Genomic DNA, 13,037 nt, shown 5'->3' on the forward strand with positions numbered 1-13,037 from the left:
CTAGTTTACGACATATTTCCCATCTGATGCAATAGTCACTTTAGGAAGTTTATGGGTAGTTTCGAAGTATTGATACCCTGGTTTTAGCCAAGACCAAAATTCAATTAAGTCATTATTGGCGCTAAATTCTTGTTTTAAGGCATTGTAATTGTCATCACTCAATTTTGTCGGGAAAATATGAACAGGAATATCATTTCCACTATTTTTTGCTTTGATTGCGAAAAGATACAATTCGTTGATAAGTTCGTCACCAACAGGGATACAGCCAATGGTCAAACAAGAACCGTGGATAAAGATATTGTCGCCTGGGTTGACAGGGTCAGCAAATTTAAGGTCAGAAGCATTAGGATAACCTACTCTAAACGAAAGGATGTATTCACTTTGAGGATTGAAAGCATTTACGGTGTAAAAACCTTCGGGCATTTGTCTGTCACCAGAGCGGCGTTTAGGGCCTAAGACACCTGTAGTGGCACAAAAATCATAGGTTTTTGCCAAAGTATATTGTGCGCTTTCTTGGTTTTTGACCCAAACTTCAAGAACTCTTTCTTTCTTGAACGCCCTGATATACATATCATACTTTTGCGTATTGATACCTTTTGATTTTAATAAATCCTCCACAGCCTTTCCTTTGAGTTTGACAGCTTCGCGTACACGCGGGAACTGTAATTGTTTTGTGTAAAAAGAAGGATTTGTCTGAGCAAAACCTCCAAAGCCTAAAAGTGTAATAAAGGCTAGGAAAATGTGTTTCATGGTTCGGATTGAATATTAAAGGTTCAAATAAATTTAAAAGTCAATTAGTAAGCTTATGACGTGTTTATGTGTGAAAGTCTCACAAACAAGGTACAAAAAAGTGTGCAAAAGTCAAGGAAGAGTCAGAATTCCTTAAATGCCAAATTTAATAGTTGACATCAGATTTTCTCAAAAATATTTTATTGAATTGACCATATAGCGTAACTTTCCAGCTTCAAAATGGAATCCAATACACAACAATGATTACAGCCTCTTATTTGAAAAGTACCTTGTCGGAAGAATTTCCCCCACAAGATTGTAATATATTTCTGAAAGCACTTTGGTATGATGCGAAAGGCGATTGGGAATCCGCTCATGAAATAGCTCAATCAAACGAAGGAAGTCAACCCTATGATCGCTTGCATGCCTATCTGCATCGCAAGGAAGGCGACAACTGGAATGCCAATTATTGGTACTCACGTGCCAAGTCCAAAATGCCATCCTATTCATTAGAAAAAGAATGGGAAAACTTGGTGGTTGAACTACAACGATAGATTTAATTTTTTAATTACGACTTACAAATGACGAAAATTACCCAATATATAGAAGAAGCCAAAGGGAAAACACTCTTTTCAATTGAGATTATTCCTCCTGTGAAAGGTGAAAGTATTCAAACATTGATGAATAATATTGAGCCTTTGATGGAGTTTCAGCCTCCTTTTATTGAAGTTACCTATCACCGAGAAGAATTTATTGAGAAGGTCATCAATGGAAGAATCGAGAAAATACCTACTCGTAAGCGCCCTGGAACGGTCGGAATCTGTGCTTCGATTATGAACCGATTCAAGGTAGACGCGGTACCCCACGTGATTTGTGGAGGTTTTACACAAGAGGAAACCGAAGATTTTTTGTTTGATTTACATTACATTGGTATCGATAATGTATTGGTGCTACGTGGTGACCCTGTGAAAGGTAATGCTGCTTTTGTGCCAGAGAAGGGAGGCCATGCTTATGCTAGTGAGCTACTAGAACAAGTGGTAAGTATGAATCAAGGAAAGCTCTTGCATGAAGAAACCGAAAGCACCCCGACGAATTTTTGTATCGGTGTGGCAGGCTATCCCGAAAAGCATTTTGAAGCTCCCAATTTCCAAGTCGACTTTGAGTATTTGAGAAGAAAAGTTGCATTAGGAGCTGATTATATCGTCACTCAAATGTTTTTTGACAATCAAAAGTATTTTGATTTTGTGAAAAAATGCCGTGAAGAAGGAATCAATGTCCCAATTATCCCAGGACTTAAACCTTTGGCAACTCGTAAACAATTGACTGTATTGCCAAGAATATTTCACTTGGATATTCCAATAGATTTGGTCAATGCTGTAAATGCTTGCAAATCGGATAAAGATGTCAAGCAAGTGGGTATCGAATGGTGTATCCAACAGTGTAAAGAGTTGATGGATTTTGGTGCGCCAATTTTACATTTTTACACGATGTCAAAATCAGAAAGTACGCAAAAAATTGCTCAAGCTATTTTTTAAAAATAGTAAATAAAAACTAAGGGAAAGGTAGGCTTCTTGGAGTCTGCCTCTTTTTTTAGGGTCAATTCATTAGCGGAAAGCTGTTTTCAAAACCATTTAAACAGTTTCATCATGAATTACTCAAAGAATCCAAGTTACTTGATTATTTTTGAGACAATAGAGTCCAAATTAATTACAAACTCATTTAAGAGATAGTTGTCATACATGGTAATACATTTACAATCCTTTATACGATTTATAGTACAAAAGAGAAAAATATTTCTTGGACTGGCTTTGCTAACTTTTAGTATGGCTTTTTTGGTCTATTTTTTAAGTGAAAAAGGACCCGTAAGTGCTACCGAAGATAAGTATCTGTATGACGTTCAGCAGAAGGTACAGGAAGAAGTAAATGTTTCGCAGGAAGATTTACGTAAAATAATCGCTACGCTACAAACACTAGGTCCTAAGCCTCAGTTTTCTCAATTTGCTGTTCAGGCGACACATCCGTATTTTATTTTTAAGAATCACGCTCTGATTTATTGGTCAGATTCAAAATTTGTTCCTGAATATGAAAAAGTAAGAGGTACTTATACGGTTCGTTCATTTGAAATCGACAGGAATAAATTTGTGGTAAATCATGCGCAAACAGGTGAGTATGAAATATTTTCGCTGATAGAACTGTTTCGATTATACGAGTCAGAAACCAACCATCTGAAATCTACCTATAATCCTGCGATTTTTTCGATAGACCCACAAAATTTAAGTGTCGAGAAATCTACGAATCCTCACCTAAACATTCATACCGAAGATCAGATATTTTTATTTGTGGTTACCCCACCCAAGGCCGATAGCTTAAAAAATCAATCAATTCCTGTCAATGTCATTGTGCTTGGTGTATTGGGGTTATTTTTATTGACCATATTCGTATTGAGTCTGATTTGGGTATTTAATCATGAGCACCAATATGAGAAGGCTTTTTTGCTTTTAGTTGTTTTTTTAGTGGGATTGAGGGGTGTAATGCTGTTTTATTCCTTGCCTTTTATTTTCTACGAAAGCAACTTGTTTAATCCCAAGTTTTATGCTTCATCGGCTATTGTACCTTCTTTGGGTGATTTAATACTCAATTTGATAGTAATATTTTTCTTGTTGTTGTACTTGGTGAATTATTACTACAAAATGAAATTCTATTTGTGGGTGATGCACGTTTCTCAAAGTCTAAAAATAACCATTGCCAGCATTTTTGTCTTCCTGAGTTTTTACATTTACAAAAGCCTCTATTTTGTACTAGTCAACATTTATATCTTCTCGCAATACCGACTAGATCTGTCTCTCAGTATTGACTTTTGGGACAGACCTCTCAAAACCTCCTGTATTGGTATATTTTTGTTGGTAAGCTTAGTGTATTTCCTAGCGACGCATGTGCTTATAAACTTATTTATCAAGCTTTTACGTTTGACAAAGCCAATGGTTTATATGGGCTTGTTGCTTGTGACGTCTTTGCTTTCCATGGCGTTTTGGGCTTTGTTATTAGATATTGGAATAGGGGTGTTGAGCTTACATGGCTTGTACATAGGCCTGATTTGTTGGATGCAGTTTCCACGATATCTCTATACTTTTCGATACCAAACGACAATCTATTTCTTTTCGGCGTCAATTATTTGTGCGGCTATGGCCACCAATGTGGTTTATAAACAAGCCAGTCGGAGAGATTTGGTAATGAAACAACAATTAGGGAAAAAGTACTTAGCCGAAAATGATGAGATAGGGGAGTTTCTACTGAGCAAACTTGTCACTCAAATTAAGGAAGATACAACTCTGATGAAAATTGCTCGAAAAGCGCTTTTACCAAGAGAACAAGTACAGAATTATGTCAAAAAATCATTGTTAGATAACTACTTTGATTATTATGATGTAGAAATATCGGTATTTGACCCAGCTGGTAATTCGCTTACAAATGTAGAAGGATCTTCTAATTATGCAGCGTACGAAAAGGAGTATAACAAGCCCAAATATAAAACCAATTACCCTGACTTATTTTTCATTAATGAACCTCGCAATGGGTTTGTAAAACAATATGTCGAGTTTGTTCCATTAGAGACCAATTTTGATGAAAAAGTAGGATATATCGTGCTAGATTTGCGTGAGCGTGATGGTATAACAAAAGATGCTTTTTCTGATTTGACGATGTCTGATGGCTCCCAGCTGGAATTAGGGAATTTTAGTTTTGCCGTTTATGAAAACGGACGCATTGTGAATTCAGGTGGGAAAGGGTATAATTATGAAAGAAAAATGCCTTTATCTGTCTTAAATAATCCTTTTTTATTTTCTGAAGGTATTACTTACAGCGGATTCAAACACTTGGGTGTAACTGGTAAAAATAATCGAAAAATTATCGTTTCGTCAGAGGAAATGACGCCTTCGGGGCTATACTCCAATTTTTCATTCTTGTTTTTAGTATTAGTAGTTACCATTATTTGTGTGATGTTGCTGTATTCGGTTCGATATGGTTTTACTCGTATGAATGTAAGTTTGGCAACTAAGATTCAGATTTATTTGAACGTAGCCTTTCTACTCCCTTTGATTTTAGTGGTGGGGATTACCTTAAGTATTATCGGAACAAAATTGGCAGAAAGTCAATCTCAGTCCTATCTGAGTCAGACCGAAAATGTTAGTATCAGTGTATGGCCAGCGGTGGATAAATATGCTCAGGGCAAAATGAGCGAAGAGTTTTTGTCGGACACTTTAACAAAAATTGTTTCGAATAGTAAAAAGTTTGTAAGCATTTTTGATACAACAGGGAAGTTACTAGCAACAAACAAAAACCTGATTTATAGAACCAATATGGTTTCAAAATTCTTGAATCCACTGGCCTATATCAAGTTGATGGAAGAGAAGGAGCTAAAAGTAAGTTTGAGCGAACAACTAGGTAATTTGACATTTACGACCTCCTTCCTCGGAATACGTTCGAACGAGGGGCGCCTTTTAGGAATTATTAGTATCCCTTTTTATGATGCGAAAGTGTGGTATGAGAAAGAAGTAAGTGCTGTAATTGGGTCATTATTAAATGCCTTTACCACGATTTTCGTGATACTATTACTCTTATCATTTTTGCCTCTAATGCGCTTACGGTTCCTTTACGGATTATTACCAATAAATTACGAAAAATAGATTTGAGTAAAACCAATGAGGCATTAAGCTGGCGCTCTGACGATGAAATAGGCGTTTTGATAAAAGCCTATAACCAAATGCTAGTCAAGTTAGAGGAATCTAAAATTGCTTTGTCAGACTCCAATAAGCAGTCAGCTTGGCAACAAATGGCAAAACAGGTAGCACATGAAATCAAAAATCCTTTGACACCAATGAAGTTATCCTTGCAGTTGTTGCAACATAAGCTTTCGCGTGGGGTAACGATTGATGCCGTTCAAATAAAAGACCAGATAGATTCGCTTACGGGTCAGATAGATAACTTGTCTTACATTGCTAACTCTTTCTCAGATTTTGCTCGAATGCCAATTCCTAAGCAAGAGGTTTTTGACATTGTCGCAGAAGCTACCATGGTGATTAATCTATTTTTGGAGGACAAAACCATTCGTTTGATTAAGGATATTCCTGCAAATTCGATTTATGTGGTTGGAGATAGACATCTTACAGGAAATATTATTAAAAACCTGATTGTAAATGCCATTCAATCAGTGCCTTCACACCGAAGTCCTATTATTACGGTACGCCTCATTAGAGGAATCGAGGCCATAACGTTTAGTGTAACCGATAACGGTATAGGTATCCCAGAAGAAGACCGCAGTAAAATTTTTATGCTTGATTTTAGCACCAAAGAACAAGGTTCTGGTGTTGGACTTGCACTGGCAAAATGGGTTGTTGATAATGCCAAAGGTAGCATTTGGTTTGATACACAAACTAGCACAGGTTCGACCTTCTATTTTACCTTACCTTTGAATCAATAAACTCGGTGGGTAATATCCACAAAAATAAAAAGAGGTCGGAGCTAAGCTCCGACCTCTTTTTATTTCTCATCATCCAATTTAACGTGGCCCCAGTTTTCACCAGAACGAATACGGTTAAGTTGTGTATGAGTGATGCCAAATTGCTTTGCAATCATTTTCAGACGGTTTTTGTCTGAGCGAAGCATCTTTTTAATCATCAAAACCTTACTTTCTGTGAGTTTGTAGTTTTTGGTTCTTCTTGGAATAACTTTGTCTCTCACAGCTGGATTATCACGGTTATGAATGGTCATTTCATCACGTGTAACCCATTTCAAATTTTCCCAGTGGTTGTTAAGCTTGTCGTGGTCGAGGTGGATGACAAATTTCTTCTCATCCGAGTCTTTTTTCAAGAAAAACTCAGCCACAAGTTTATGTACATAGCGATTCAAGGACTTATTGCCTCTTGCTCTGATATTCAATGATTTATATCCTTGAATTTTTGAGCCAGCAATAATTTCGCCATTTACAGGGTCATTTTGGAAACTTTTAAGTCTTCCATAGTTGGATACCTGATAACGAGGAGGATTTTCTACTTCAGTGAACGGAATATCCACCCATTTCTCGTTCCAGAAACTACTGATTTTGTTGATTTTCAACGCTGTTTTCTTTTCTGTCATGGGTGTAAAGATTAAGGATTATACAAATAACAACAACTAAACCTATTATACAATTGGTTTGTTTCTAATCAATTAAATTTTGTAAAGTAAGTAACGTAATTAACATGATTCATAGGCTAACTTCTTGAGGTTTCGACCGTATGCTACTCATCTAGCATCATTAAGTAAATAAGCAAAATTTAAGAAATTTTACCCGTCTTAGGCTTTATGCTTTAAACAAAAAGAGTCAAAGAATTTCTTCCGAAATTATGAATACATTTTACCTAATGCCTAGGGCTTGTAGCCTAAAACTTGTGAACACAATACTTAATAGACCTCATTTAGTAACTATAAATCAAACATGGTCAAAGATAATTGATTTATTGTAGCGAGCAATCTAACTATAAGATTACGAGAGTTTGTCGTTTTATTGGGTTAGGTCTAATCAAAATATAACACTCTATGATAACTCAACATCTAGTGATTTTGTTTCAAGCAATTCGTCATAAATATAACGAACTGCTTGAGTAAATATATCAAAATTAGAATTAAAAATTGCTTATAATTCAAAAATTTTACACTCTCCTGCTAACAAGCTATTAACGATAAATACACCGTTTGATTGCGTAACATTTTGTAATGGCGATGCAAAAGTTGAAAAAATATTTTTGAGTTCTGTACCGATTAATGCTCCTTTTAGCTCAATAGCCGTAATATCTTGCTCAATATCTAGGTTTGCAAGAAATACGTAGTTGCCAAGTCCTTCAATTTTCCAAGCAATTACTTTATGTTGGTTTTCTGCTGATGGACTAATCAACCAATGTATTTTTTGATGAATAATCTTAGGCATCAGCTGGTCTGAAATTACCTTTATTTGCTCTAAATTATGGAATAACGTTCCATTTTTTCCCCATATATACGGTCCGTGGGTAGCTTTGGGTCCTTCGTCGAGCTGAAAAACATATAATTTTGTATAATTTTCGTTTGGTGCAGGTACAGGATGTGGGTCGCGCTGTTCGTAACCCAGACTCATGTACGAGGGCATATCCGTTAGAAATAATGCCATGAAAAGACGCAATTCGTTTCCTTTTAGATAAAATTCATCAAAACGAGGGTCGTCCTTATCAGCGGTCATGATCGTAAAGTTAGGCGCAAAACTACGCGTTTGTGCCAATTCATGATAACGAGCAAATTCTGCTATAAATCTTGGCGAGCCCACTACCATCGACTGTAAGTCACCAAGGGTAGAATCTGTATCTGAACCTTCCAAATGTTCTTCTTCAACTCCATACGCCATTTCGTTCGGAGGAGCCAAGAAGCTTTCTGCAAAATATCCAAACGAAGGCTTGTGTTGTCGAATAAAATGTTTGATGTATTTATGAATATCGTAATACAAATCAGGATTTTCAGGCGTGCCTTCTGGGCGCATCTGCACGTGTGACATATCGCCACGCATAAAATCAAAATTGAAATCGAGCGCAAAAGATAGGTAACGATTAGCTACATACTCCCAAACTTCTACACGAGGTTTTTCAAAGTCAATTTCCCAATCTGCATTATTATTTTTAGCTTCATGAAGCTTAAATCTACCCAAAGGCCCAAAAACACGAGACATCGCTTGTGGCTTAGCAATAACATAGTCGCGCCATACTCTTCCGTCTTCATCAACTGTTTTTGCCTCGTCGTGTGGGTCTACTGCCAAACCGCGATATGGTGGCGCCATAGTGGCAGGTACAGGCTCATAACCTTCTTCAAACAAATAGCTGATAAACTGATTACGGCGTCCATTTCGTCCCCAAAGGTCTTTTTTCTGACCAAATAATACTAATATTCGATCTGATTCACTGATTTGAGTATTGTCAAAAAATGCCTGAACATTGTCTGGGTAAGGGATATTGACCGAAGCACCTACTTTTTGTAAGAACTCAAAAATACGTTCCTGAACTTTTAGATGTAAATTTTCTTCATGGTTTAAAATCTCGAATTCTTTTCGTTGTAACCATTCAAAATACTGAGGATTGGCAAGGGCGATTTCCGAATAACGATCAGTATGTGGAATTACGTCCATGCCCACAGTTTTGCCTAAAGCATGTAAGATATTGACTACCACTTTCAATTGCTTTTCGACAGTATCCAAATGAGGATAGTAGCTTGCTAATTCAGCATCATAGAACTCAGGATTGATGTTCCAACCAGCCATACCATACAAACTTGCGACTACACCACATTCCCAAATAGGCAATAGGTGAATTGAAGATTGTGAAGCAGGCAACGTGAGAGAGTACTTTACTACATTCCAAAAGCTCTGAATCGTTCGAACATTGATACCAACCATATTTACCGTTTTGAGCCATTGTCCATCAGTCAATGACTTTACAGGACTATCTACGGTATTGTTGGGGTTAATGGCTTGATAGAAAGTGGCTTGTCCCAACTTTCGCTCTAGTAAATAAGCTATTTGGGCGGTTGGAATCTTAACGGCCAATTCGGGCAAAAGATGCGGTATAAATTGACTTTGCCCATTGAGATAGGGCGCAATTAAGTGCTGCTGATTGTTTGCCCATAGCTGGCAAAAATCATCATGTGTATTTGGGATATTCATAGATTAATATAAAAATGGATAATGGAACGTAACAAATGTCAGTAATACTGAAACTATTAGTTCTCTTAAATTTGTTTTAAAAGTAAACAAATTCTTGAAAATTACATATTTTTTGCCTTTGATATTACTTCGAGTAATAGAGTAAGGGAATGATATATAAATACTTATGGCAAAAAAACATTGGTGATTGGCGCAACGACCAATTCTGCAAGATATGCCTACATCGCAACCAATATGCTCTTAAATCACGGGCACGAAGTAGAGCTTTTGGGAATAAAAAAAGGAGAAGTCGCTTCTATTCTTATTCAAAATGGTTTTCCTAAATTGGAAAATATAGATACCGTTACTATGTACATCGGTCCACAGCATCAGCCAGCGTATTATGACTACATACTTGAACTGAACCCAAAACGTATCGTATTTAACCCAGGCACCGAAAATCCTGAGTTTGAGACTTTGGCACAAAGTAAGGGAATAGCGGTGGAAGAAGCCTGTACCTTGGTATTACTCTCGACAGGACAGTATTAATTTGAAAATTTGAAAATTTGTAAATTTGAAGATTTGAAAATGTGCTGATTTGTTAATTTGAAGATAAGAAGTAGGAAATATTAAATTAAAAGTATATCTGAGGCCTGATTACTGGACAAAATTGAATGTACTAGTTCAAGACTTAGTCTTGGACTCATTTTTTTAACAGTTTAAAACTGTTTTTACAAAATTCAGTGAAAAAGTCTAAATACCTTTTCTCTTTTTGTCCAGTAATTAGACTGTTAACTAATAACGTTTTCCTATTTAATTGAAAGGATTGATAAAAAATATGAGGTTGTTTAGCTCTATTTATCGACCTTATTCTCTATCTACGAAACATTTTCAAATCTTCAAATTGACAAATCTTCAAATTGATTAGTCTTCAAATCAGCACATTTTCAAATTAAATAACTACCACCTAATCAAAGCAGAACCCCATGTGAAACCACTTCCGAAAGCCGCCAGACATACCAAATGTCCATCTTTAATTTTCCCCATTTCCCAAGCTTCACTTAAGGCAATTGGGATGGATGCTGCGGTGGTATTGCCATATTTTTGGATATTATTCATTACTTTTTCTTCTGGCAAGCCCATTTGCTGGCGCACATACTCCGAAATACGAAGGTTGGCTTGATGTGGCACCAATAGGTCAATATCTTCTGGAGATAAATTGTTTTTATCCAAAGCTTCTTTAATTACTTCTGGAAAACGAACTACGGCGTGTTTGAACACCATATTCCCATTCATAATCACCTCTCCAGTATTTTTATCTTCGAACAAATCATCATAAAAACGCTTTGGACGGCTACTTCCAGGGTCTTTTACGTACAAGTCTTCGGCATACGTACCATCGGCGTGTAAGTGCGTCGAAAGAATTCGATGCGAGGGGTCGGTAGTTGCTTGTACGACTGCTGCACCTGCACCATCGCCGAAAATAACCGCTACACCTCTTCCTTCGGTGGTATGATTAAGAAAGGTAGATTGTATTTCAGCACCAATGACCAAAATGTTTTTATACATTCCCGAACGAATAAATTGGTCTGCTGTTGAGAGCGCATATACAAATCCAGAGCATTGGTCACGAATATCTAGGACACCGACGTTTTGCATGCCCAAATTGCGTTGTAATACAAAGCCTGGCCCTGGGAAATAGTAGTCGGGCGTAATCGTAGCGTAAACAATAAAATCAATTTCCTGAGGCGTTAGCCCAGCACGTTCGATGGCAATTTTAGCGGCTTCGGTAGCCATTGAGGCATTCGTGTCCTTGCCGTAAGTAAAATATCGACGTTCTTTAATACCTGTTCGCTCGGTAATCCAAGCGTCGTTGGTATCCATAATGCTTTCGAGGTATTGATTAGAAATTACATTTTCAGGAACGTAATGTCCTAGTCCCACAATTTTTGAATAATACATATTTTTGCCAAGTGAATTAGTTTGTTGTTGATATTAAAGAAAAATAACAAAAGTGTATTTTTCTTTTGAAAATTTCCCCCTTACTGTTTTACTTAAATATTTGTGTAAAAGTAGGAAAAAATTATCTTTTTCGGTGTTGATTCGTAGCTAAACAAAAAGTAATTAGAAATCCATCTTACCTAAAATATAAAGAGCTTCTTTCAAACTTTTGTTTAAAAGAAGCTCTTTTCATGATTTTGGAAATAGTTACTTTTTCTCCCCCATCAAATTATCAGCAATCGAAATCAGGATATAGATAAAGATAATCACTGGAATAGCAACGAATTTGAAGACCAAAATTAATGCTAATGAAAGTATTAAGAAGATATATTTGACTTGATTAGATTTCCAATCAAAGTTCTTGAATTTCAAAGCAAAAAGCGGTAGTTCTGCTACCAACAAATAAGACATTACAATTGAATAAATAATCAAAACATTGTAATTGAGCACATAATCACGGTATTCGGGATGATACACCAAAATCAACGGCAACGACGCCACTACCATGCCATTGGCTGGCGTAGGCACTCCAATGAACGAATGACTTTGGCGGGTATCTACATTGAATTTTGCTAATCTTAATGCCGAAAATACGGCTAGTACAAAAGCAATATAAGGTTTATAAAAACCAAATAATCCTACAGTACAAGTTCCCGTTGTACAACTTCCTTCGATAAGCTTTAGCATGATAAAGGCTGGCAAAACACCAAAAGTTACCATGTCTGCTAAGGAATCCAATTCTTTACCGATGGGAGATTGCGCATTGACCAAGCGAGCAATAAAGCCGTCGAGCCAGTCGCAGACTAATGCCACACCAATGAGGATTGAAGGCAAAATTAATTTATCGGGCTGGTTGATAAAATCTGGCGTGGAAAGAACAATATTTAACCCAAAAATCCCACAAAGTAAATTTCCACATGTGAGAGCATTAGGGATATGATTTTTGATTGAAAACATGCTGTGTTGTGCTTAAAGTCTGACAAATGGATTATTCTTTTTCTCAAAACCAATTGTCGTACTTGATCCATGACCAGGGTAAACTACGGTTTCGTCGGGAAGTGTGTATAATTTTGTTTTAATACTTTTTTCTAAATCGGCGAAGCTACATAGAGGTAAGTCGGTACGTCCTACACTTCCTTTGAACAATACATCGCCACCAATTACAAAATTTTGTTTTTGGGCATAAAACACTACGTGCCCAGGAGCGTGTCCTGGCGTAAAGAAAACCTGTAAAGTGCTATTGCCAAAACTTATATCTTTCCCTTCCTCCAAATACTCATCCACTGAAGCATGCTCATAGGCAGGAAATCCCCAAAATGCGGCTCTATCAGGTGCTGAATTTAACACTGGAATGTCTTTTTCGTGTAAAAAGTAGCTAATGTTATAGTTTCTTTTGATGAACGCATTACCCAAAATATGATCTATATGAGCGTGTGTATTGAGCAATTTAACAGGTTTTAGTTTTTTCTCCGAAATAAAATCTGTCAATGCCTTACGTTCCTCATACACGTGACAACCCGGATCGATGATGACACATTCTAAAGTTTCGTCCCATAGAATGTAGGTATTTTCTTGGAAAGGATTAAATGTAAATATTTCTATCTGAATCATTTTC

11 protein-coding genes are annotated in these 13,037 nt (G+C 36.7%); 5 read left to right on the forward strand and 6 right to left on the reverse strand.

Annotated features, from left to right (window positions below; translation table 11 throughout):
* A complete protein-coding gene (locus BWI92_RS01300) occupies nucleotides 1-750 on the reverse strand; it encodes a murein L,D-transpeptidase family protein (protein ID WP_095160317.1) in 750 nt (249 codons plus the stop codon).
* A gap of 242 nt (nucleotides 751-992) precedes the next feature.
* Here BWI92_RS01300 and BWI92_RS01305 point away from each other — a divergent pair, with 242 nt between their 5' ends.
* From BWI92_RS01305 to BWI92_RS01320, 4 genes are all read left to right on the forward strand, one after another.
* Entirely contained in the window at nucleotides 993-1,283 is a 291-nt protein-coding gene (locus BWI92_RS01305; RefSeq protein WP_374760869.1) for a hypothetical protein, read from the forward strand.
* Nucleotides 1,284-1,310: 27 nt separating this feature from the next.
* Entirely contained in the window at nucleotides 1,311-2,264 is a 954-nt protein-coding gene (gene metF / locus BWI92_RS01310) for a methylenetetrahydrofolate reductase [NAD(P)H] (RefSeq protein ID WP_095160319.1), read from the forward strand.
* Nucleotides 2,265-2,552: 288 nt separating this feature from the next.
* Complete coding sequence (locus BWI92_RS01315; protein WP_095160320.1) at nucleotides 2,553-5,411, forward strand: hypothetical protein; 2,859 nt, start codon at nucleotides 2,553-2,555, stop codon at nucleotides 5,409-5,411.
* Between the two features lie 2 nt (nucleotides 5,412-5,413).
* Nucleotides 5,414-6,205 (forward strand): PAS domain-containing sensor histidine kinase, encoded by a 792-nt coding sequence (locus BWI92_RS01320; RefSeq protein ID WP_095160321.1) that lies wholly within the window; start codon nucleotides 5,414-5,416, stop codon nucleotides 6,203-6,205.
* A gap of 59 nt (nucleotides 6,206-6,264) precedes the next feature.
* Here BWI92_RS01320 and BWI92_RS01325 read toward each other — a convergent pair whose 3' ends face one another.
* Nucleotides 6,265-6,861, reverse strand: coding sequence for an NUMOD4 domain-containing protein (locus BWI92_RS01325; protein WP_095160322.1), 597 nt, complete (start codon nucleotides 6,859-6,861; stop codon nucleotides 6,265-6,267).
* Between the two features lie 538 nt (nucleotides 6,862-7,399).
* Nucleotides 7,400-9,442, reverse strand: a complete 2,043-nt coding sequence (locus tag BWI92_RS01330) for a hypothetical protein (RefSeq protein WP_095160323.1) — start codon at nucleotides 9,440-9,442, stop codon at nucleotides 7,400-7,402.
* Between the two features lie 183 nt (nucleotides 9,443-9,625).
* On the opposite strand from BWI92_RS01330, the gene BWI92_RS01335 reads away from it, so the two are divergent.
* Entirely contained in the window at nucleotides 9,626-9,970 is a 345-nt protein-coding gene (locus BWI92_RS01335; RefSeq protein WP_310588850.1) for a CoA-binding protein, read from the forward strand.
* 411 nt (nucleotides 9,971-10,381) lie between these two features.
* Here BWI92_RS01335 and BWI92_RS01340 read toward each other — a convergent pair whose 3' ends face one another.
* The 3 genes from BWI92_RS01340 to BWI92_RS01350 all read right to left on the reverse strand — a co-directional run bounded on the left by BWI92_RS01340 (nucleotide 10,382) and on the right by BWI92_RS01350 (nucleotide 13,033).
* Nucleotides 10,382-11,383 (reverse strand): beta-ketoacyl-ACP synthase III, encoded by a 1,002-nt coding sequence (locus tag BWI92_RS01340; RefSeq protein WP_095160325.1) that lies wholly within the window; start codon nucleotides 11,381-11,383, stop codon nucleotides 10,382-10,384.
* Nucleotides 11,384-11,629: 246 nt separating this feature from the next.
* Complete coding sequence (locus BWI92_RS01345) at nucleotides 11,630-12,379, reverse strand: phosphatidylcholine/phosphatidylserine synthase (RefSeq protein WP_095160326.1); 750 nt, start codon at nucleotides 12,377-12,379, stop codon at nucleotides 11,630-11,632.
* A gap of 12 nt (nucleotides 12,380-12,391) precedes the next feature.
* The gene (locus BWI92_RS01350; RefSeq protein WP_095160327.1) at nucleotides 12,392-13,033 is read right to left on the reverse strand and encodes an MBL fold metallo-hydrolase; all 642 of its coding nucleotides are present in this window, start codon (nucleotides 13,031-13,033) and stop codon (nucleotides 12,392-12,394) included.
* Between the last annotated feature and the right edge of the window lie 4 nt (nucleotides 13,034-13,037).

Origin of the sequence: Flectobacillus sp. BAB-3569, from assembly GCF_002270355.1 — a bacterium.
GTDB lineage: Bacteria > Bacteroidota > Bacteroidia > Cytophagales > Spirosomataceae > Flectobacillus > Flectobacillus roseus.

Bases quoted from the DNA above. Each gene is read 5' to 3' on its own strand.
- BWI92_RS01340 (WP_095160325.1), bottom strand. From the start codon at position 11,383: ATGTATTATTCAAAAATTGTGGGACTAGGACATTACGTTCCTGAAAAT.
- BWI92_RS01350 (WP_095160327.1), bottom strand. From the start codon at position 13,033: ATGATTCAGATAGAAATATTTACATTTAATCCTTTCCAAGAAAATACC.
- BWI92_RS01345 (WP_095160326.1), bottom strand. From the start codon at position 12,379: ATGTTTTCAATCAAAAATCATATCCCTAATGCTCTCACATGTGGAAAT.
- BWI92_RS01300 (WP_095160317.1), bottom strand. From the start codon at position 750: ATGAAACACATTTTCCTAGCCTTTATTACACTTTTAGGCTTTGGAGGT.
- BWI92_RS01325 (WP_095160322.1), bottom strand. From the start codon at position 6,861: ATGACAGAAAAGAAAACAGCGTTGAAAATCAACAAAATCAGTAGTTTC.
- BWI92_RS01330 (WP_095160323.1), bottom strand. From the start codon at position 9,442: ATGAATATCCCAAATACACATGATGATTTTTGCCAGCTATGGGCAAAC.
- BWI92_RS01315 (WP_095160320.1), top strand. From the start codon at position 2,553: ATGGCTTTTTTGGTCTATTTTTTAAGTGAAAAAGGACCCGTAAGTGCT.
- metF (WP_095160319.1), top strand. From the start codon at position 1,311: ATGACGAAAATTACCCAATATATAGAAGAAGCCAAAGGGAAAACACTC.